We start from the raw sequence: 21,155 nt of genomic DNA, 5'->3' as shown, positions 1-21,155 counted from the left end.
CGGACCCCTGTACAGCCCGACCCCGGCCCGTAGCAGCGCAGAGGGCCGGGGGCAGCCCCAACAAATCAGCTCACTTGTTTAAATGCAAAATACACCTAATCTGACTTTGCATCAGTTGTGTATAATATGTTTGACAATTTATAACTTTGTTCAAACAAGTTAGACTCAACCATTCAATACCATGTTTAGCAGCACGAAAGCAGGACATATTTCCCACATTGTGAGCACAGCGGTGCTGGGGCAAGTGGTGAGCAGCGGCCTTACGCCGCCGGACCCGTCGAAAATTGAGAACTACGGGCACTTAATCATTCAGGCCCTGGTGGCGCTGGTCACGATTTGGGCGACGGTGCGCAAGGCCCTGCAGAAGCCCGAGGAGGTGGTGAAGGTGCCGGTGGAGGTGGTGCCAGTGGAGAAAACGGGGCTTAACGGCGACAAGGGCCATGGAACTGGAGCTGAGTAAGAAGCCGACGGGGCTGGCGCCATTGAAAGCGGCAGCTCCGGTGGCGCGGTTGACGGTGGCGCAGCGGGTGCGGCAGGCGGAGCGGCTGGCGCAGGTACGCCCGGCGCTGGTGGAGGCCTACCAGGTGGCGCTGCGGCGGTGGATGGGCGACCCGGTGCTGATGGCGCAGGGGCTGCCGTTTGTGACGGAGGGGTACCGAGGCGCGGGGCGACAGGATGAACTGTACACGCACGGGCGGTCGGCGCCGGGGCCCATCGTGACCTACAAGCGCGGCGGGGAGAGCAAACACAACTCGCTGCCGAGCCGGGCGCTGGACGTGGCTTTTATGCTGGCCGACGGGGAAGTGAGCTGGTCACCTACCCTGCTGGGCAAGTTTGCGCGGCTGATGAAGGCGGCCGATGCGCGGGTGCGCTGGGGCGGGGACTTCCCGGGGGATTTTAAGGACCGGCCACACTTTGAGGTGTAGGGTACAAATGAAACGAGCGGGCCAGATGGTCCGCTCGTTTGCTTTCTAGGGTGGCAAGCGTTGGAACGAGGCAAAACATGGATATGAGTAAGTAAAGAAGTTTGCACAAGAGCAAGCATATTTGACAGGCAAGTTATGACTTTACTAATATTTTTGACAAATAGAAAACTAATATGATTAGTAACACCGTATAATTGCATCCCCAACAGGGGGTAAGCATATGGCAAACGCAATTTTATTAGGCAGTGTCCGGGCCGGGCTCTCGACGCTGCCGTTCATTAGCGCCCGGCTTTCGTGCGGGTTTCCGTCGCCGGCGGCCGACTACGAATCGGAACTGGTGGACCTGAACCGGCTGATGCTGCGGCACCCGGACGCCTCTTTTCTGGCCCACGCGCAGGGCGACAGCATGACCGGGGCGGGCATCCACGACGGGGACGTGCTGGCGGTGGACAAGAGCCTGCTGCCGGTGCACGGCGACATTGTGGTAGCCTGGGTGGAAGGCGAGTGCGTGGTGAAGCGGCTGGAGAAGCGGGCGGACTCGGTGGCGCTGGTGGCGGAGAATGCGGCGTATGCGCCGGTGGTGGTGCGCAATGCCGAGGACCTGTGGATACTGGGCGTGGTGGTGACAGTGCTGCATCCGCTGGTGCCGGAGAGCCGGCGCGGGCTGGGGTACGTGCGGCCGGGGTAAGCCCGGCGTTGTATGGTGAGCTTACGGACTTAGCGTTTTTGCTGCCCGCCTGGCGGCGCTTGTAAACGGCCAGGAAGCCTGCTTCAGCCTTCTTTTTTCTTCACGCGGCACCTTTGAAAAAGGGAGCCCACTCCCCCACTGCCTTATGTTTGGCCTAGTTGACTGCAACAATTTTTACGCTTCGTGCGAGCGGGTTTTCCGGCCGTGGCTGGAGGGGCGGCCGGTGGTGGTGCTTTCGAATAATGACGGGTGCGTGGTGGCGCGGTCGCAGGAAGCCAAGGCGTTGGGGGTGAAAATGGGGGTGCCGTACTTCCAAATCAAGGCGGATTTTGAGTCGCGCGGCGGGGTGGCGTGTTCCTCGAACTACGAGCTGTACGGGGACATGAGCCGGCGCGTGATGTGGTACCTGCAGCAGCGGGCGCCGGCGGTGGAAATCTACTCGGTGGATGAGGCCTTTCTGGACTTGCACGGCATGCAGCGGCACTTCGACCTGGCGGGCTGGGCCGGCGACGTACGCGGAGCGGTGCGGCAGCGCACGGGCATTCCGGTGTGCGTGGGCGTGGCCCCGACCAAGACGCTGGCCAAGGTGGCCAACCGACTGGCTAAGAAGGACGCCATTGCAGGTATCGGGGCCGGGGTGCTGGTGCTCGACGATGAGGCGCAGCGGCGCGAGGCGCTGGGCCGGGTGGCGGTGGAGGACGTGTGGGGCGTGGGCCGGCAGTCGGCCAGCAAGCTCTACGCGGCGGGGGTGCGCACGGCGGCGCAGCTGGCGGGCGTGGGCGATGCCTGGGCCCGGAAGAACCTGGGCGGCGTGGTGGGGGCACGGCTGCTGCACGAGCTGCGGGGGTTTTCGTGCTCGGGTGTGGTGGTGGAACCGGACGTGCGCAAGTCGGTGTGCAAGTCGCGCTCGTTTGGGCAGGTGCTCTCGGAGCTGGAGCAGGTGGCCGGGGCGGTGGCCACGCACGCGGCGCGGGCCGGGGAGATTCTGCGGCACGACGGGCTGGCGGCGCGGCTGCTGACCGTGACGGTGGAAACCAGCCGGTTTGCGAGCCTGCCCCCGCCCTACTCCCACTCGGCGCAGCTGACCTTGCCGGTGGCTACGGACGACACGCTGACGCTGACGAAGTGGGCGCAACGGGGGCTGGAGCGCATCTGGCGACCGGGGCTGCGCTACGTGAAGGCTGGGTTGGTACTGGATGGGTTGGAGCGGGCCGGGGCCAACCAACAAGCCTCGCTGTTTGGGGACGTGGGGCGGTCGCCGGAACGGGTCAAGCTGATGGGGGCGCTGGATGCGCTGAACGGGCGTTTCGGGGCTGGGGCGGTGAAGGTGGCAGCTGCGGTGCCGGCGCCGGGCACGCGCGAGCCCTGGGGCATGCGGCGGGACGCCAAGAGTCCGGCGTTTACGACGAAATGGGCGGAATTGTGGAAGGTGCGGTGTTGAGGCCGCTGGCAACGAATGATTTTTACATCTATCTACTATGGCTAATGCACGGGAATTGATGAGTGTCCGCATCACAGAGCTGCCGGAAAGTGGCCGGGCAATGGAAATAAGCCGTCCGGGCCGGGAGCCCTGGCGGGTGGAGCTGCCGGCGGCGCTGGACCAGCGCGAGAACACCACGGAGCTGGTGGACTACGTGACGGCGCAGTACCTGGTGCAGCTGCCGGCGGAGAGTATTCGGCTGGGCTGGGAAACCATTTATGCGCTGGTGCGCACGGCGCTGGCGGATGCGGCCTGAATAAGTATGCCTGGCCTTAGTGGGCAGAGGCTTGAGTGAAACTGAACCTTTTAACCTTTGAATGAATATGCTTTTCCCTATTCCGCCGGCCCACGTGGCGGGCAGCCAGGCACAGTATGAAACCCGGCGCGGCGTGATGCGGCGCCTGCACAATCGGCGCATTACTATGCTTATCACGCCGGAGGGCGACTATCAGCTACAGGTGGCTAAGGTGCTGGCACCCGGCGAGGCGGCTGAGCTGCGGGCGCTGGGCCATCGGGATGCGCTGGATGATTTTATTCTGCGGGACCGGGTGCGGTACTCGGTTATTCAGCTGACGGCCGAGGCTTTTGAGGCGGCGGTATCGTGCTGGGAGCAGTTGAGGGGGCGGCAGCAGCGGAAGCGGTAGCAGTTTTTGGCAGGTTCTGGTTAATTGTCCTTCATCAAGGTGCTGATGAGGATTGTTTGTCATACATTAGTTGCCTTTTCTACTACGCTATGAGTTCTACTTCTACCGCCCTTACCATCCAAAGCTTATTTCCGGCCGTGCGTAATGCAGGAATTGGCCAAAGTGGAACAACAGCGGGAAAAGTCTTTGTGGGTATAGACTTTGGTACTTCTACTACTGTCATCAGCGTAGCACAACTGATTGGGGGTCCTGAAGCACCGATTCAAGTGCAGCCAGTTTGGACGGAGCAGTTGCAGGCGGATGGTATCGGCACCGAATCCGCAGACAAGTTGCCCTCAGTTATTGCTTGGAATGGGGAGAAGCTGTTGATAGGAAATGGAGCGGCAGAGTTAAAGCATCAGCTCAAGCGCGGTGTGAATGTCTGGTACTCCTTCAAAATGGAGTTGGGTGAAGACCTTGGCTCAAAATATTTCAACAGCGAGTTGAAGCGCAACCATCCGGTGGCGACCATTTTGAAGCCAACGGATGCGGCAACGGTCTTCTTCACTTATCTAAAAAAGCAATTAGACCAGCACCTGGACAAATTAGGCAGTCGGCCACAGGTTGAGTACGCAGTGAGCATACCGGCTTCATTTGAAGCGAATCAGCGGCGAGATTTACTTGACTCGCTCGCAGCAGCGGGCATCAAGCTCGGCTCGCAAGCGCTGATTGATGAGCCTAATGCGGCTTTCCTGAGCTACCTAGTGGCCAGCACGGCAACCGAGCGGGGTGCTCAACTACTGCTTACTCCCGATTACCCAATACATCTACTCGTCTTCGACTTTGGGGCCGGCACCTGCGACGTTTCCGTCCTTGAAGTAGGTACCGCCCTGCAGGGTACGTACTCTAAAAACCTGGCCATCTCCAGGTTTGAGAAGTTGGGAGGAGATGACGTGGACCGGCTTATTGCGCTGCGGGTGCTACTGCCACAGCTGCTGGAAGAAAATGGCGTTAGCATAAAGGACTTTCGCACTCCACAAATCAACAAGGGCATCTTGCCGCGGTTGCTGAAGGCCGCGGAAGAACTAAAAATTCGCCTCTGTAAGCAAGTGGCAATGGAGATGCAGACGGCGTCGGAACTACCAATGGTAGCGGGTAGTGAGACGGCCGTGACATTGGGAACTCCAATTGAAGTTTTTCTTCCCAAACATCAGCTAACTCTCAAGCAACCGCGCTTGTCCTACCGGGAGTTTCGAGAACTGATGGGAACGTTTACGGGCAAGGCAGGGCGCACTACGGCGCGTCAGGAAGGCCAAGATGAGTTTGTCAGCATCTTTAGTCCTGTCGAGTCAGCTTTGAAAAAAGCGGGGCTAGCAAAGTCAGAAGTCGATTATGTTTTGCTGATTGGCGGCAGTGCCAAAAACCCTTACATCCAACAAGCTTTAGCGGCTTACTTCGATGACTCGGAGCTGATAATTCCACAGGACCTGCAAACGCACGTGGCGGCAGGAGCAGCAATTCATTCTCTCATCTACAACGGCTTCGGCAAGAACATTATTCAGCCGATTGTCAGTGAGCCACTGCTAATAGTGACCAAGGGCGGCCAACCAGAGGTATTGGTTAAGGCTGGTACCCGCATACCGTGCGAACCGGTGGTGCTGGACGAACTGGTGACTCAACGGGATGGACAAGCGCAAATTGAAATTCCCATCTGCGTATCGAGCACAGACAAGGTATTACAGGTGCTCAAGGTATTCGCGCCAGCCAATCAGCCATTCAAAGCCGGAACACCCATTCGGCTGGAATGTAGCATAAGTGCTGACAAGCTTGTGCACGTGCAAGCCACTGTCAATGGGCAGGTGGTGCGGGTAGAGCCGATGAATCCGTTTGCGAACCGGGCCTTGAGCACCGCCGAGCGGATGCTTTACCAGGCGGAACGTAATGCCAACATTGCGGCCGAGCAGCAAGGCGGGAAACCAGCTCAGAGCACATTGTATAAGCTTTTTCAAGCTTACGAGTTTGCAGACAATCATTTGCGGGCAGCAGAGACCCTAGAGCTTATACAGGAGCTGTACCCAACCAATGATTATCACAACAATATTGGCTACCACTACGATATGGCAGGCCATCGCGACAAGGGCCAGCACTGGTACGAGCAAGCTTACCTACGTAGCCCGGCTCCAGTAACTGCGTTCAACTTGGCGATGAGCTTCCGGTATACTAAGCCGGCGCGGTACGAGGAGCTAATGGAGGAAGTACTGCGCATGGACCCCTCCTACCCTTATGCTCCTCACTACTATGGGGAACACCTCATGAAACGCGGAGATGGGCGAGGTCGGCCCTTGGTGCAAAAAGCATTTGACATTTTCAATGCCCGATTTGAGGCTGGTACACTAGGTTCAAACGACTATCATCGGCTGGCTGACTGCGCGCGAATTTTGGGCGACAAGGCTACAGCCGAACGGGTAGAAAGCAGCGCACCTACACGGCAGGAAAAGGGTCTGTACGACGACGAAAACCTGGCTCAGCTGCGTGATAACACCGGTTTGGCAAAACTATAATCCTTCACCTTTTATTACTCTGCAAGCTTATGAAATGGATGGTTCAACGCACGAAGCTGGACAGCGACCAGGAGGAGTTGATTACGCGCCACATTAGAGGTGGTAGCGGCAACGTCTGGATAAAGGGTCACGCTGGCAGTGGCAAATCGGTGCTGCTGGTTCACGGCCTTCGTGATAAACTTGTTGAAAACAAGAATCTGAAAGTTGGCGTCGTGCTGTTCACACGGGCCTTAGTGGATTTGATACGAACCGGCCTTAATGAGCTTGGGGTAGAGAAAGAATTTGGTATTCAGGTACCCGTAATGACGTACTACGAACTGCAAAATACCAGTCAGCAGTTTGACTTGCTGTTTTGTGACGAAGTACAGGATTTGCCATCCAGCATGATAACGCTGCTGCGGAATAAGGCAAAGAGGGTCATTGTGGCGGGCGACTCGCAGCAGTCAATTTACGACCGCGACCCCAAAACCCGTGAGCCGGTAGTGAGGCCTGAGGAGATAGGGAATCTGCTGGGCGGGCAGTCTCACGAGTTACCGACGATTTACCGATTGACACGGTCCATTATTAAGATGGTCAGCAGCCTAATTGGCGGCACTATTCTCGGGGCCCGTCGTGATGCTACCAAGCTCGATGTACAGGTGCGTCTGGGCTACACCAATGATGTTGCCAGGGAAATCAAATACGTATGGCGTGAGTCCAGCAAGCGCGCTCAAGCAAGCGAGTCGACCGTTATACTTCTGCCTTTCCGGGAAAACATCGCGGCATTTTGCAACGCCATATTAACGCTTAATGGCAAACCTGCCTGGACGGTTGTACCTGACCGTTGGGGCAAAAACGAAGATTTTGCAGCCATGAACCGGCATCTGGATGCCCAAGGCATTAAGCTTGAATACATCGGTAACGGGGTTGGCACACTCGATGGAGCTTATACGAACCATCGGGTGGCGGTCATGACCTATCACAGCTCTAAAGGGTTGGACTACGAAAACGTGTACTTGCCTTGGGTATCGGCAGGCCTGCATCTGAACGGTGGTGGCAAAGACAAAACGCTTTTCATGGTAGCGATGACTCGCAGCCGCAAAAATCTGGTTCTGACTTACTGCGGTACCCGCAGTAGCATGGTGGACACGTTGGCCGGTGACTGCACCATGTTTGAAATAACAGATGCACCGACGGCAACTGCTCAACCACAGGCTGCTACTTACGACTTCTAATCTATGGCTGCTCAACGCGCCCTTCTGCCTATATATAGGCTTCGCTTTAACCTGCTGTATCAATTTGGCTTCATTGAGGTCAGCTCCGACGAGTGGGTCCCTTATGAAAGGGACTCAACCACAGGGCACCCTGATGTACCAAAGGCAAACCTACTGGCTAAAATGCCAGCCTTTAGTACAGCTGATGAGGTAGTTCTGTTGGACATTGAATTGCCAGAGCAGAGCAAGGCTTCTCTACAAATAGCCAGTGCCCCTAGTATGGGTGCACACTATCCACAACTTAGCTCAGTGGCCCAAGCAGCTTTTGACACCTTGGCTGCGGAGTTGAATAAGCAGCCTACTGCGAGCGGAAATATCAGGCTGAACATTGCGCACGTCCGGCGTCTATATCCACTTACTACACAAGCCGGACAACTGCTGGCGTCCCGTTTAGACCCTCGCATTAAGCGTCAACCCGCGGTGTTTGAGTCTGTGGCAGAACAGGCCGACCAACGGTTATTGACGTCCGAGACCCGGTTGGGAAGCGAAGCACTTCTAGAAATTGCCGGGTTCCCCGATGAGCGTCTTGATGAAGAGCTATTACAAGATGTAGCGAAGGCTGTTGCAATACGGCTCGGGCGACGCGAAATTCAATCGGACGACTCGTTCTGGGTGCATCTTATTACCTATGACCGGTATGAGCCCTTCCCCAAAAACGATTACGGCTACTTATATGACCTATGTGTAGTGTTCTATCGCAGCCTAAGCGGGCGCGATGGTAACCGAGGACACGATAACGGCTTTGAAGCGACGGGATTTTACAGAGCACTGGAAGCCAACAAAGTGGCTTCTGCTCGTGAAAAAGTAACCCAACTGCTTTTACAAGTTGAGTGGGCCGAGAAGTTGCGTCAGTCATTAACTGACCCAAGTAATGGACTGCGGAAGTACTTAAGCGCCTTCCTTTATCTGAAACTTCGACAAGAGTTTGCCACTGAGGAATATCAGTTTAGTAGAACTTTGCTGGAGGTAATTCGTCGAACGGCCGACCATTATCCATCCGAAACAAGGGTTGCCCTACAGCTATTAGGAGGATTTTTAACTTTTGATAAGATTTCAGGGGCTTACTACGAGGTAATGCAAATCCCCTTATTCCAGGATAACGGGCGAAAACTTACCCGAGTCAATAACATTGATTCCAAGCCCGATACGGCTGTTAAAGCACCTATCACCTTCAAAGTGCCGAATACCACGCCTGCGCCCCGACCTGCAGAAATTCGGCCCGATGAGCCTGCTGTAACTGTTGAGTTACAAGTTGCTCCGCAAAAGCCGAAGGCTCCTGACCTATTCGCCCCACAACAGCTGCCATGGATGACTGATGAAAAGCCGGCATCTAGTGCAGTACCCGTTAGTCCACAAAACGAAACTAGCATAACTCACGAAGCTGCCAGTTATCAAGCAACTGAGCCAATAGCCAGCAAGTCTACGGCCAAGGGGGGCCGCAAAGCGGCTGCACCTAAGGACGGCTCAAAGGCCGCAGCCCCGAGAGCTAAAGCGCCGGCCGCTGGCTCACTAAGGGGACGCAAAACCTCACTAGCTGACATAACTCAACAGGTGAGCCGTGAAGCTGAGGCACCCTCAATCGAGTTTCCTGCTCCGGACGGTTCGCCTTCGGAATAAAAAGCACTTACCAGCAGCGCTCCTCCCAACCCATCCCATCCGACTACCAGCCATAACCGGCCATACCTGAGCCGAGAAGTACCCATGTCCGACATAGCCAATTTCATTTTTACCGTAGCCAACAAGCTGCGGGGACCTTACCGCCCACCCCAATACCGCAAGGTGATGTTGCCGCTCACGGTACTGCGCCGCCTCGACTGCGTGCTGGAGCCTACCAAGGACGCCGTACTGGCGGAGTTTGCACGCCTGACCGCCAAGAGCATGTCAGAGCCGGCGATGCGGCCGGTACTGGCCCGCGTGGCTGACCCTTCGCGAAAGCAGGCCCCACTGTATAATGTGAGCCCGTTTACGTTCCGGAAACTGCTGGATGACCCGGAGAATATTGCTGCCAACCTGACCAACTACATTCAGGGCTTCTCGCCCAAGGTGCGCGAGATTTTCGAGATGTTCAAGTTTGAGTTAGAGATTGAGGAACTGGATAAGAAGGACCGGCTGTATCTCATCATCAAGGAATTTGCGAACATTGACCTTCATCCGTCGACGCTTGACAATGCCGATATGGGGCAGTTGTTTGAGGAGTTAGTGCGGCGCTTTAATGAGCAGGCCAACGAGGAAGCGGGGGACCATTTCACGCCCCGCGAGGTAATTCGCCTGATTGCAGACTTGGCGTATACCGGTGACGAAGAACTATACCGCCGTGGCATTGCCCGCACCATTTATGACCCTACCTGCGGTACTGGCGGGATGCTTTCTATATCGGAGGAGCACATTAAGGCGCAGAACCCGGATGCGGAACTGACCTTGTTTGGCCAGGAATACAACGAGGAATCATACGCTATTTGCTGCTCGGACCTGCTTATCAAAGATGAGCCGGTGGACAACATCAAGTTCGGCAACACGCTGGGCACGAAGAAGGGCGGCGGCGACTTGTTGGCCGACCAGTTGTTTCATTACATGCTGGCCAACCCGCCTTTTGGTGTGGAGTGGAAGCCCGAGAAAGAGACGGTGGAAGCAGAATACCAGAAGCTAGGATTCTCGGGCCGTTTCGGGCCAGGACTGCCACGTATTTCTGATGGGGCGCTGCTGTTCCTGCTGCACATGCTGAGCAAGCGGCACCCTGGCCCTGATGCGGGGGGACCAGGCTCAAAAATCGCCGTGGTGTTCAACGGCTCGCCGCTGTTTGCGGGGGAACCGGGCTCGGGTGAAAGCAATACGCGCCGCTGGATAATCGAGAATGACTGGCTCGATGCCGTGGTGGCTCTCCCCGACCAGCTGTTTTACAACACGGGCATATATACCTACATCTGGCTGGTGAGTAACCGCAAGCCAGCCGTGCGCCAGGGAAAAGTGCAGCTCATTGATGCAACTGGGCAATACGTGAAGATGAAGAAGAGCCTGGGCAGCAAGCGCAATGAAATTGGCGACGGCACAGAGGGGCGGCCCAATCAGCTGGCGGAAATTACGCGCTTGTATGCCGAAAACAAGGATGGTGGCACCGCAATGGTGGACGGCAAGGAGCGGGTGTGCAGCAAAATATTCGACAACCACGAGTTTGGCTATCTGCGGCTGACGGTGGAACGGCCGCTACGCCTCAACTTCCAGGTAAACGAGGAGCGAATAGCCCAATTGAAAGAGCATAATGAGTTTAAGAAGCTGGCGACAAGCAAGAAGAAACCTGGAACTCATGCCCACGATGAAGAAGTGTTTCATGGCCAGCTACATCAAGAGTACTTACTAAGGGTGCTAGAAAGCTTCGAAGATGGGCGGATATTCCGTAATCAAGCTGACTTTGAGGCTGAGTTGGACGCAGTTGTTGGTCGCATGCATGCGGACAAAAAGAAAAAGATTAAGCTGGACCTTTCAGAAAAGAAGGTGCTTGTGGCCGGCCTTTCGCAACGCGACCCAAAAGCCGATATCATTCGCAGCCGCAACGGGGCACCCGTGGCCGATGCCGAATTGCGCGATTCCGAACTGGTGACATTACCCGCTGGCCTGCCGGCTAAGCTGCCGTTTGATTATGCGAAGGATGCTGACCCAACCGACCTGCTGCATCTGGCACAGTCTCACTGTGAAGCTTACTTCGAGCGTGAAGTAATACCGCATTGGCCTGATGCTTGGGTTGATTATACCAAGACCAAGCTTGGTTATGAAATCCCATTGACCCGCCACTTCTACTCTTATGCGCCTCCCCGGCCACTGCCAAATATTGAAGGCGACATCAAAGGTCTGGAAATGGAGATATTGGGACTGCTACGTGAAATGGTGTAAAAACAAACAGTACTCCTTTGGCTACGCTCTGATTAAAAGCAAATAAGGAGGAACAGACAAAATCATTTACGGCAGCACTTACCGAGTTTATGAATTACCCCTCCTACCAAGAAACAAGGGAAACTGGATTGCCCTGGGTGCCAGTGGTGCCCTCGCACTGGAAAATAAAACGACTGCAATTTTTGGCAACCTGTAATGACGATGTGTTGCCCGAAGATACCAACCCATTACAGGAAGTCGAATACGTTGACATCTCTAGTGTCAATTTAATTGACGGTATAACAGCAACTGACAAATTTATTTTTGATGTAGCACCTTCACGGGCACGTCGGCGTGTACAGAATGGCGACACAATAGTTTCGACAGTTAGAACTTACCTAAAGGCCGTCGCGACAATTAAGAATCCACCGGAAAACTTAATTGTATCAACCGGATTTGCCGTGATTAGGCCAGGGGAAGAATTAGCGCCTGAATTTCTAGGATACTTCTGCAAATCAGAGTTTTTTGTATCGCAAGTTGTTGCCGTCTCCACAGGGGTTAGCTACCCTGCAACAAATGCTTCCGACATTATGAGTTTGCCCATGATGTATCCGTCAATAGCCGAACAAAACTTAATTTCTGTGTTTCTAGACGAAAAAACGGCACACATAGATGCTTTACTAACCCGCCAGAAATGCTTATTGGCATTGCTGACAGAAAAGCGAACGGCTCTCATCACTCAGGCTGTAACTCAGGGGTTGAATGCCAATGCGCCAAAGCGTCAATCGGAGGTGGCATGGCTGGGTGAGGTGCCAGCACACTGGGAGGAGAAACGATTACGCTATTTAAACAAAAAAGTAAAAACAGGAGGTACCCCATCCTCTGATGGCCCTGATTATTTTGAAAATGAAGGTGTAAGCTGGTATACTCCAGGTGATTTTGACGGAGCATTACCACTTAAACCAGGGGCTAAAAAACTCTCAACTGCTGCATTTGCCTCCGGTGATGCTGTGTTGTTTCCGGCCGATAGTGTAATGCTAGTTGGCATTGGAGCTACGCTTGGAAAAGTAAGCGTTAGCGAAAACTCTTGTTCAGCAAACCAACAAATAAATGCTGTAGTACCCATTGCAGAATTAAGTAGCTACTTTCTAGCATACTTTTTAATTGCTAGTAACAGCGAAATAAAATTAATGTCCAATGCAAGCACAATCGGAATTTTAAACCAGGAAAAGACCAAGCAGTTAACAATACTACTCCCTCCTAAACAGGAGCAGGAGGCTATTGTACAATTTTTACAAGTAGCAGACAGGCAAATAACAAAGGCAAGAGAAACAGCGGTTCAAACTATTAAATGGCTTAGAGAGTACCGTACCGCCCTCATCACCGCCGCAGTAACTGGCCAAATAGACGTGCGCGCCGCCGTAACGGCCGAGGCGGCATGATACACCGGGAAATAAGTTTCGAAACAGCTATCGAGCAAGCTCTCGTGCACGATGGCGGAGGCTACGAGGCGGGTACCACCGCTTTCGACGCTGAGCGGGGAATGTTCCCGGAGGATGTGCTCGATTTTCTAGCCAAGAGTCAGGTTCCCCGGTGGGAGTATCTGGGCAGACTGCTGGGTGATACCCGGTCTACCGTAGTACTGGATGCTTTGGGCAAGGAGCTAGAAGCGAAAGGGCTGCTGTACGTGCTGCGCCAAGGCTTCAAGTGCTACGGCAAAACCCTGCGGCTGGCCTTTTTCAAGCCCAATACGCAGCTGAATCCGGATGCACAGAAGCACTACGCCTTCAGCCGCCTGCGCCTGCATCGGCAAGTACATGCAAGTCCGGGCCGGCCAGGCCAGAGCGTGGACGTGGTGCTGGCCCTCAATGGTCTGCCGGTGGCCACCATGGAACTGAAGAACCCGCTGAGTGGCCAGAACTACCAGCACGCCCAACACCAGTACCGCACCGACCGCAATCCGCAGGATGCGCTGTTTCGGTTTAAGTCGGGGGCGCTGGTTCACTTTGCCCTCGACCCGGACCAAGCGTGGATGACCACTCGGCTGGCCGGCGCCGACACATACTTCCTCCCCTTCAACAAAGGCTACCGCAACGGGGCCGGCAACCCACCGTCGGCCGATGGCGACTACCGCACTGCCTACCTGTGGAACGAAGTGCTGCAGCGCGACTCGATGATGGACATCATTGCCCGCTTTGCTCACATTCAAACTACCGAACACCAGGTGCGCGGTGCCGACGAGGTAGTGCGCATCGTGCGGCGGGAAACCCTGATATTTCCGCGCTACCACCAGCTGCAAGCCGTGCGGGCCCTGGTAACGGCGGCTCGCGACCAAGGCGCGGGCCGGCACTACCTGGTGCAGCACTCGGCAGGCTCGGGCAAGAGTAACTCCATTGCCTGGCTTGCTCACCGGCTGGCCAGCCTGCACGATGCGCAGGACGAACGAGTCTTTGACACGGTGGTGGTGATAACCGACCGGCGGGTGCTGGACCGGCAGCTGCAGGACGCCATTTATCAGTTTGAGCACAAACAGGGCGTGGTACAGAAGATTGATGAGGACACGCAGCAGCTGGCCAAGGCGTTGGCTGGGGGCGTGCCCGTCATTATCAGCACCATCCAGAAGTTCCCCTACATCGCGCAGGCACTCAATACCCTGGCAAAGAAGGGACCGGCTGTCCGTATTCAGACGGCGGGGCGACGCTTCGCCGTGATTGTGGACGAGGCCCACAGCAGCCAGAGTGGCGAGGCCGCACAGGAGCTACGCAAGATTCTGAACCAGGACGGCATCGAAGCAGCTCTGGCCGGCCAGCTACTCGACTTAGACGAAGATGAGCTAAGCGAGGAAGCCCGGCAGGCACTGCTGCGCGACCTAATGCGACGGCCGCGCCAGCCCAACATCAGTTACTTCGCATTCACGGCCACGCCCAAGTTCCGGACTCTGGCCGTGTTTGATGAACCGGGCCCCAATGGAAAAGCCCCGTTTCACCACTACTCGATGAAGCAAGCCATTGAGGAAGGCTTCATTCTGGACGTGTTGGCCAACTATACCACGTACCAGACCTATTACGGTCTGGTGAAGCGCACGCAGGACGACCCCGAGCTGCCCCGGCGGGAAGCGGCGCTGGGTCTGGCCCGCTTCATGAGCCTGCACCCCTACAACATTGCCCAAAAGGTAGAAGTGATAGTGGAGCACTTCAAGCGCTATGTCATTCACCGCATCGGAGGCCGGGCCAAGGCCATGGTGGTCACCAGCTCGCGCCTGCACGCTGTGCGCTACAAGCTGGCTTTCGACGCCTACGTGAAAGAAAATGGCTACACTAATATTCGCTCGCTGGTTGCCTTCTCAGGCACTGTGGAAGACCCTGACCTAGCGGGGAGCCGCTACACCGAGCCGGGCATGAATGACGGCCTGCGGGAAAGCGAGTTGCCCGACCGTTTTGCGTCGGATGACTACCAAGTACTACTGGTAGCTGATAAGTATCAGACTGGTTTCGACCAGCCATTGCTGCATACAATGTATGTGGACAAGCGCTTGGCCGGCATCCAGGCCGTGCAGACGCTAAGCCGGCTCAACCGCACGGCGCACGGCAAAACGGACACTTTCGTGCTCGACTTTGTGAATGAGCGGGAGGAGATTTTCAATGCCTTCAAGCCCTACTACGAAACCACCGAACGAGGTGATGAGCCCGACCCGCATCAGCTGTATGCCTTGCAGCATCGACTGGAAGAGGCCCGCGTGTGGGAGCCTGAAGAGGTAACGGCCTTGTGCGAAGTATGGTACCGCCGCGGCCCACTGGAACCTTCAGCACAGGACCACAAGCGCATAAATGCGCTGCTGGACCAGGCAGTAGCGCGGTTTGAAGCCTTGCCACCAGCCGACCAAGTGCTGTTCAAGAGCAACCTCGTTAGCTTCCGCAACCTCTACACCTTTCTGGCTCAGATTATCCCCTATCAGGACTCGGGACTGGAGAAGCTGCACGTGTATGCCCGTTTTCTACTCACGAAGCTGCCGCGCCGCGACAGCGACCCGCGCTACCGCGCAGATGACGACGTAGCGCTGAAATACTACCGCCTCGAAAAGGTGAGCGAAGGCAGCATTCCGCTGGGGGTGGGCGAACCGACCCCACTCTACGGGCCGGGCGCGGTGGGCACTGCCGAGCGGCGCGAACAGGTAGTCAACCTCTCGGAGCTGATTGACCGGCTCAATGAGCGGTTCGGAACTGAGTTTACGCTGGCTGACCAACTGTTTTTCGAGCAAGTAGCCGAAACAGCGGTAGCCAGCAGCCGCCTGCGTGAAGTAGCTCAGGCCAATAACCTCCCTGATTTCACGCAAGTAGTCGAAAAAATGCTCGAATCACTCTTTCTGGAGCGCATGGAGGGTAACGAGGAAGTGTTTAGCAGGGTACTGGGCAGCGGAAAGCTGCGCGGCGTGGCGGTTAAATACATTGCTGCTGAGGTGTATAGAAAGCTGCGAACAGGGGCTAGTTAGGCTTTAGTGGAATAATACTTGAAGACGCTGTAAATTTTTTTGCAACTTTTTAGTTGCATTATCTGTAATTATCGTAGCTTTGATACCGCCAACTAAACCGTCCTCCTCCACTCCTCCTTCATTCGAAGAGGTTCGGGCTTTCTTGCAACAGCTCCACGCCAAAATTGAGTCCTATGGTCTTGTCTTTAAAGAGGATGCCAAGAACAAGAACCGGCGGGCGCTGGTGGGCCTGAATGAAATGGGCATTCGGCCAAGCGACCGACGAGGCTACATAATGCGGCTAACACCCTTTGATTACTGCCAGGGACCATTCAATGACCTGGATAATCCTCCACCCGGCAAGGGCGATTTGTGGGTATTCGGTCAACTTATTGGGAAAACCGATTTTTATATAAAAGTGCAGATAGGAGCTTTTTCACAGACTCCGGTTTGTGTTTCTTTTCACGAGGTCGAAAAGTCGCCATTGCGACGCGCCTTTACTGTTTAATATCATGGCAACTAAAACGATGCCTAGCCCTTTCGCTAATGGGATGGCCGAAGAGATTCAGAAAACTGACATCTTTGAAATGCGGGGTCAGCAGATTCAGGTAACTGTGCCAGTGTTCCGCTGCATCGAAACCGGTGAGCAATTCACAACAGATGAGCAGGACGAGCTTTTCTTAGAATTATTGGAGCAAAAGTGGCGTGAGCACAATCATGTGCCCACCGCGGAACAGTTGACTGCACGGCGCGAGGCACTGGGCCTGAGCGCTCGCGAGGCCTCACGGCTGTTAGGCTTTGGGGTAAATCAGTTTCGTCAGTATGAGAGCGGGGAATTACCTTCTGAGTCAAACGCACTATTACTGGGCATGTTTTGCGACCACTCTATGCTTGGCAAGTTGCTTCAAATGCGATTAGCTGCTTTACCTAGCAAAACGGTTCGCAAGCTGCAGGAGTTGACTCACGTGTCGGCTTTGGGACGTGAGATAACAACGATACACCATTGGCCGAGGCATGCTGCAGTTTCGGCAATGTATGCACCCTCAGTGGGGCGGGTGCATTCGGGTAGCGCCAAGCGTCAGGCCGCTAAGCGGCCCGCCATTGCCGATGCTTGGGCCATGCCAGGACCAGATTTGGTGCAGCCTGCCGCTCTGCCTGGGTGGCAGGCTGCGGCAGTCATCTATGGCAAAGCCCCGCGTGCTGAAAAATCAACTTCCTATCTTCCGATAGTCTCCTAAACACTCCTCCATGTCAGCTCCTGCTGCTCCTTTACTTTCATTTGACCTGAGCCGGTTTCGCATGGCTGAGGCAGGTTTTATTCAATGCTTAATTGATAATGGCGCAACTGATGGCGGCACGGCCACAGCTTCCCATGGCTTAACCCGTGTGCTGCTCGAGCCTGGCTTTGAGATGGAAGCCAAGCGCATCTACTATACTCTTTCCCTGGCTGCCGCTGGGTACGACGAAGCGGGTGCCCCTAGCGGAGCCACCGGTCAATTCCAGCTGCGCTTTGTGTTTGAAGTTGAAAACCTAGAGGAATACTCGACCACGTCAAAAGAGTTTGAAGGGTCTTTCCCAATACGTGATTTGATGATAATGCTGGGCGGGGTGGCCTATTCCACTGCCCGCGGCCTGGTGCTCGGCAAAACTGCAGGGACACCACTAGCCGGGTTTGCTTTGCCCCTACGCAGCCCGCAAGAACTGTTTCAACAATCATTACAGGAGCTGGAGGCTAGAGATGAACCGGCGGTACCTAAAAAACGCGCGTCTGCATCAACCAAGCCTAAACGAGTGACCACGAAACGTAAACCAGCCAAGGATTAACAATCCATGCTGGAGTGGTTACAATATGATGTGCTATCTATAATCCTTCCTTTTTTCTGTCTACCCGGCCTATGAAAGTAATTTCTACTGAGTTTCACAACGGGCATTTCTGGCACCGCGACCAAGTTACAGGGGTTGCCAAACGGCTCGTGTTTCATAATGGTAGCGAGGTGGTCGTTACTGTTAACAGTGACCAAGACCTTTATCCTGAAGACCCTCAGAACATCCCATATGCTGAGTTGGAGAACCCAAGTCAAGCAGATGAGGAGCGAGCTGCCTATTTCGCCTCTCTAACAAAAAAGGCAGAGGAAAAAAAGGGGCAGTATTTCGAGGCACTCCGCATTATGAAGCGGGGTGAAGTGCTGTTTTTTCAAATCTCGGCGGGTACCGTGCACACCAATGGTCGCAAGAAGCGCATTGTGTCGTGGTTTGAGGTAGAGTTGCTGGAAGACCTGTACCTGACACGTAAAACACGCACCGGGGCCGGTACGGTGGCCGACTGCAAGTGCGTGGTGCGTCGCGAGCTGGACCAACGGTTGACATTCTTTGAGCCAGTGTATGCGTACTCGCTCAACGATGCGTACTCCAAAACCTATGTACTGTATTTCAACATCTTTGGCAAGGGCACGACCAATGTCTACACCCATTTCTACCTAGGAAGCCAAGAGGCAGGACCAAGCGAGGAGCTACTCGAAAAGCTCCGCAAGTTTAAAAAACAGGAAGCAGCCAGAGCTGACTCGGCATAAGATGCTTAATGCCATTTAAGCATCATCTGTTTTTATAAACTGAGCGAGTCCTTACCTCATGCACGAAGAATTAGCAGCGCAACTGTCGGCGTATGTCGACGAGCTATGCGCACTGTTTGCCCGAGAACTGGAAGAGTGGTACGAGTTGCGGAGCATGAACTTGTCGCGGTTGGGACTGGCAACCCTTTACCTGCTGCACAAGGCACTGGATGCCAATGAGGGCAAACCCGTGACTGAACGAGTTGATTACCTACTTGTGCTGCCTGACCGGCTATTGGATGAACTGGCTTTGGATGGTGCGCTGCTCGGAGCCATGCTGTTAAAGTATCGGGCCAATTATATAGCAGCTTCTCAGGCACCTACTCGCTATGCCGTAGGTGATGTGATGCTACGGTTAAAGAATGAGGGTGAGAGTGAACTTCGTGAAGTACACGAAGTAGATGCTGCTACTGGTCAGATAGTAAAAACCTTCGACCCAGAGAAGCGCCGGGGACGCAATGCTACCACTTTTTACGGTGGCAACGTGCGCAATGGTGTACGGCTCCTTTCGCGGCAGGAATGCAAGCACCTGGGGCTGGATGGCGTGTACACGCATAAGCAGACCCGGCTAGGCTTGGCTGGCAACTTCCGCTTTATCCGCGATACGCTGCGAATTCAGGACTGGGTATCGGCATTCCCACATCGGCTAGGGGTACTCTGCGATGGGCGACTGACTGAGCGCCTGCATGCCACCGCACCCATGCCGCTTCGCCGCTGGTCGAGCCAGGGTAGGCCGACGCTGCAGCTGCCTGTGCCACCGATGGTAGAAGCAGCCAGCAGCTACGAGCGGTTGAAAACACAAGTGTTCAACATGCACGGAGTGCCAGGCGGTGGGCCAGTGGAGGAACTGCTCATTATGGGCCATGAGCGGTACTGTGACGATAATGGCTTATTTGATGCCATTCGGATGGGCCGAAACTGGGGCTATTATCAAAGCCTGCTGCTGGTTGGCTCACGGCCGCCGCGGGCGGCTCATCCATTTCGGGTATGGGAGTGGACTCCTGAAGAAATGGCTCTGTTGCAAGGGCAGCCGGTGCGCTATCCAGAACTACACGAAGTTTACAACGACTCGTTGCACCAAGCTACTGTAGCGCTACAAGATGCCGTAGAGCTTGTGGAGATTGAATACGGAGTAAATCAAAGGGCGCTACTGCATGTGCTTCCGCTGCTGTGGCGGCTGACATTGCCTCCGATGGGTACCAAAGGAAGTGAGATTGAGCGGCAAACTGCCGGGCTACTTCTTTGGGCTCAGGCGCTATTGGAGGATGATGGGCCTTACCGTGATGCATTGCTAACTCTAAGGCCCGCCGAAATGGTAAGCACGCGGCAACTCCTTAAAAAGTGTTTGACTGAAGTGGCAGACTGCTTGCATCACGCTAATGCTAAGTATACAGCGTTACGCGAGTTGGCTTTAAATCATAATGGGCGGGTAGTATTGGTGGTAGCTAGCCGCGAAGTTGAAAGCACTGCAGCCGCTCTCAAAGCGGATTGGCCGACTCGCAAAGCACCGCTGGTAGTAAGCGGCAAAGAACTGCGCGAGAAGCTGAGTGACGAGAAACTGAACCAAACTACTACCCTGTGGATACTGCCAGCACTACGGATAGGCAAACAGGGCGAAGATGAATTGATGATGTACCGACGCGCGTTGCGTGCACGTGGGCGGGTAATTGTTCTGGCTTACTCTGGCCTAGAAGCTGCTCGCTATGCACAAGTAGAGCTGTACCATCGCCGTCGGGTTGCAAACGCACTACATCATCCCGACCGTCCTCATTTTGGAGTACACATTACGCTTCCAGAACTGGTTGAGTCAGCACAAATAGTGAAGGCAACGCCAACTGCGGACACTACTACAGGGTCAGATTCTGCGGCTGCAGCGGTAATTTATTCTGTTCTAGATGAATTATTTGGCAAGTTGAACATTGAAGAAGCTCAACGCACAACGCTAAACACTTCACTAAGCAGCAAACAGAGACGGCCGACCGATGAAGAACCAGGAGTCGCAGATGAGCGGCTACAACTGCGACTCATATTCACCGACAACACCGAAATGCGCTTGGCGCCTAGCACTCGAGTCTTGACTCAAGGTGTAGACGGAGACTGGCTCCTGCGGCGGCCAGGCGAATTGCTGTCAGGTGACCGAGTAATAATAGTCGAAACCGACCCGGCTCAAGTACGCCGCTACTTATCCCAACGGTTTCCCGCCGAGGCCCAAGCTGTGCAGGAAGCATGGGGATGGTGGCGGAACGCCTTGCGAATGCTGCTGGCCAAGCACTACTATGGTAGTTGGGAGCGGCTCTACTACGTGTTGACGAAAAAGGGACTGGCAGTAAAGTTTGTTCGATTTGAGCAGTGGCTTACCGACGAGAATTTTCGTTTTCCGCGCCTCTGGCAAAACCTAATGGCTTTGCATGACCTGGCGGAAGAAAAGCTCGGGGCCAGTAACCCTCTACGTGGTCGTATGGATGCCGTGTACCAAGCACGGCGGTTTCACAACCGGGAAGTGGCCAGAGTTAATCGCCAAGTCAGCGGTCCGCTTTTGGGGGCTCACTTAAGCGGTGACGACAGCCAGTGTCGTGCGCACCTGGGCGAAGACCTATACCTACTACTCCGCGATAATTCTGCCATTCGAGAACGGACGTTGCTTGAAGTACGGCCCGTGTTCCACAATTAGCACTCATCTTTT

Annotated in this window: 17 protein-coding genes; all 17 read left to right on the top strand. The window is 54.9% G+C overall.

The features are described from left to right. Positions 1-181: 181 nt before the first annotated feature. The 17 genes from IC234_RS10705 to IC234_RS10625 all read left to right on the top strand — a co-directional run bounded on the left by IC234_RS10705 (position 182) and on the right by IC234_RS10625 (position 21,143). Positions 182-460: a hypothetical protein gene (locus tag IC234_RS10705; RefSeq protein WP_190924321.1), complete on the top strand. Its 279-nt coding sequence runs from the start codon at positions 182-184 to the stop codon at positions 458-460. Beyond that, the gene (locus tag IC234_RS10700) at positions 441-926 is read left to right on the top strand and encodes a M15 family metallopeptidase (protein WP_223827605.1); all 486 of its coding nucleotides are present in this window, start codon (positions 441-443) and stop codon (positions 924-926) included. The genes IC234_RS10705 and IC234_RS10700 overlap by 20 nt, the downstream gene beginning before the upstream one ends. A 220-nt stretch (positions 927-1,146) precedes the next feature. Further along, positions 1,147-1,614 (top strand): LexA family protein, encoded by a 468-nt coding sequence (locus IC234_RS10695; protein ID WP_190924319.1) that lies wholly within the window; start codon positions 1,147-1,149, stop codon positions 1,612-1,614. Between the two features lie 145 nt (positions 1,615-1,759). After that, entirely contained in the window at positions 1,760-3,055 is a 1,296-nt protein-coding gene (locus IC234_RS10690; protein ID WP_190924317.1) for a Y-family DNA polymerase, read from the top strand. 100 nt (positions 3,056-3,155) lie between these two features. After that, positions 3,156-3,350 carry a hypothetical protein gene (locus tag IC234_RS10685; RefSeq protein ID WP_190924315.1) on the top strand — a complete coding sequence of 65 codons (195 nt, stop codon included), beginning with the start codon at positions 3,156-3,158 and terminating at the stop codon, positions 3,348-3,350. 67 nt (positions 3,351-3,417) lie between these two features. Continuing rightward, positions 3,418-3,738: a hypothetical protein gene (locus IC234_RS10680; RefSeq protein WP_190924313.1), complete on the top strand. Its 321-nt coding sequence runs from the start codon at positions 3,418-3,420 to the stop codon at positions 3,736-3,738. An 89-nt stretch (positions 3,739-3,827) separates the two neighbouring features. Continuing rightward, the gene (locus IC234_RS10675) at positions 3,828-6,278 is read left to right on the top strand and encodes an Hsp70 family protein (RefSeq protein ID WP_190924311.1); all 2,451 of its coding nucleotides are present in this window, start codon (positions 3,828-3,830) and stop codon (positions 6,276-6,278) included. Positions 6,279-6,307: 29 nt separating this feature from the next. Beyond that, positions 6,308-7,492 (top strand): 3'-5' exonuclease, encoded by a 1,185-nt coding sequence (locus IC234_RS10670; protein ID WP_190924309.1) that lies wholly within the window; start codon positions 6,308-6,310, stop codon positions 7,490-7,492. Positions 7,493-7,495: 3 nt separating this feature from the next. Continuing rightward, the gene (locus tag IC234_RS10665; protein WP_190924307.1) at positions 7,496-9,148 is read left to right on the top strand and encodes a hypothetical protein; all 1,653 of its coding nucleotides are present in this window, start codon (positions 7,496-7,498) and stop codon (positions 9,146-9,148) included. An 84-nt stretch (positions 9,149-9,232) separates the two neighbouring features. Then, positions 9,233-11,416 (top strand): type I restriction-modification system subunit M, encoded by a 2,184-nt coding sequence (locus IC234_RS10660; RefSeq protein ID WP_190924305.1) that lies wholly within the window; start codon positions 9,233-9,235, stop codon positions 11,414-11,416. Between the two features lie 89 nt (positions 11,417-11,505). Beyond that, the gene (locus IC234_RS10655) at positions 11,506-12,837 is read left to right on the top strand and encodes a restriction endonuclease subunit S (RefSeq protein WP_190924303.1); all 1,332 of its coding nucleotides are present in this window, start codon (positions 11,506-11,508) and stop codon (positions 12,835-12,837) included. Positions 12,838-13,046: 209 nt separating this feature from the next. Further along, complete coding sequence (locus tag IC234_RS10650) at positions 13,047-15,884, top strand: type I restriction endonuclease subunit R (RefSeq protein ID WP_223827604.1); 2,838 nt, start codon at positions 13,047-13,049, stop codon at positions 15,882-15,884. A gap of 142 nt (positions 15,885-16,026) precedes the next feature. Continuing rightward, a complete protein-coding gene (locus tag IC234_RS10645) occupies positions 16,027-16,371 on the top strand; it encodes a hypothetical protein (protein WP_190924300.1) in 345 nt (114 codons plus the stop codon). A gap of 4 nt (positions 16,372-16,375) precedes the next feature. Then, positions 16,376-17,101, top strand: a complete 726-nt coding sequence (locus IC234_RS10640; protein WP_190924298.1) for a type II TA system antitoxin MqsA family protein — start codon at positions 16,376-16,378, stop codon at positions 17,099-17,101. Positions 17,102-17,111: 10 nt separating this feature from the next. Continuing rightward, on the top strand, positions 17,112-17,687 hold the full coding sequence (locus IC234_RS10635) for a hypothetical protein (RefSeq protein ID WP_190924295.1): 576 nt from the start codon (positions 17,112-17,114) through the stop codon (positions 17,685-17,687). A gap of 71 nt (positions 17,688-17,758) precedes the next feature. After that, positions 17,759-18,433, top strand: a complete 675-nt coding sequence (locus IC234_RS10630; RefSeq protein WP_190924293.1) for a hypothetical protein — start codon at positions 17,759-17,761, stop codon at positions 18,431-18,433. A 58-nt stretch (positions 18,434-18,491) separates the two neighbouring features. Beyond that, positions 18,492-21,143 (top strand): hypothetical protein, encoded by a 2,652-nt coding sequence (locus tag IC234_RS10625; protein ID WP_190924291.1) that lies wholly within the window; start codon positions 18,492-18,494, stop codon positions 21,141-21,143. The last annotated feature ends 12 nt before the right edge of the window (positions 21,144-21,155 follow it).

Origin of the sequence: Hymenobacter armeniacus, assembly GCF_014699055.1 — a bacterium.
Classification (GTDB): domain Bacteria; phylum Bacteroidota; class Bacteroidia; order Cytophagales; family Hymenobacteraceae; genus Hymenobacter; species Hymenobacter armeniacus.
This window is presented reverse-complemented; position numbering and strand designations above follow the sequence as displayed.

Excerpts from the sequence above, each read along its gene's own strand:
- IC234_RS10695 (WP_190924319.1), top strand. The coding sequence starts at position 1,147 with ATGGCAAACGCAATTTTATTAGGCAGTGTCCGGGCCGGGCTCTCGACG.
- IC234_RS10625 (WP_190924291.1), top strand. The coding sequence starts at position 18,492 with ATGCACGAAGAATTAGCAGCGCAACTGTCGGCGTATGTCGACGAGCTA.
- IC234_RS10680 (WP_190924313.1), top strand. The coding sequence starts at position 3,418 with ATGCTTTTCCCTATTCCGCCGGCCCACGTGGCGGGCAGCCAGGCACAG.
- IC234_RS10685 (WP_190924315.1), top strand. The coding sequence starts at position 3,156 with ATGGAAATAAGCCGTCCGGGCCGGGAGCCCTGGCGGGTGGAGCTGCCG.
- IC234_RS10655 (WP_190924303.1), top strand. The coding sequence starts at position 11,506 with ATGAATTACCCCTCCTACCAAGAAACAAGGGAAACTGGATTGCCCTGG.
- IC234_RS10665 (WP_190924307.1), top strand. The coding sequence starts at position 7,496 with ATGGCTGCTCAACGCGCCCTTCTGCCTATATATAGGCTTCGCTTTAAC.
- IC234_RS10690 (WP_190924317.1), top strand. The coding sequence starts at position 1,760 with ATGTTTGGCCTAGTTGACTGCAACAATTTTTACGCTTCGTGCGAGCGG.
- IC234_RS10675 (WP_190924311.1), top strand. The coding sequence starts at position 3,828 with ATGAGTTCTACTTCTACCGCCCTTACCATCCAAAGCTTATTTCCGGCC.
- IC234_RS10640 (WP_190924298.1), top strand. The coding sequence starts at position 16,376 with ATGGCAACTAAAACGATGCCTAGCCCTTTCGCTAATGGGATGGCCGAA.
- IC234_RS10630 (WP_190924293.1), top strand. The coding sequence starts at position 17,759 with ATGAAAGTAATTTCTACTGAGTTTCACAACGGGCATTTCTGGCACCGC.
- IC234_RS10660 (WP_190924305.1), top strand. The coding sequence starts at position 9,233 with ATGTCCGACATAGCCAATTTCATTTTTACCGTAGCCAACAAGCTGCGG.
- IC234_RS10635 (WP_190924295.1), top strand. The coding sequence starts at position 17,112 with ATGTCAGCTCCTGCTGCTCCTTTACTTTCATTTGACCTGAGCCGGTTT.
- IC234_RS10705 (WP_190924321.1), top strand. The coding sequence starts at position 182 with ATGTTTAGCAGCACGAAAGCAGGACATATTTCCCACATTGTGAGCACA.
- IC234_RS10700 (WP_223827605.1), top strand. The coding sequence starts at position 441 with ATGGAACTGGAGCTGAGTAAGAAGCCGACGGGGCTGGCGCCATTGAAA.
- IC234_RS10670 (WP_190924309.1), top strand. The coding sequence starts at position 6,308 with ATGAAATGGATGGTTCAACGCACGAAGCTGGACAGCGACCAGGAGGAG.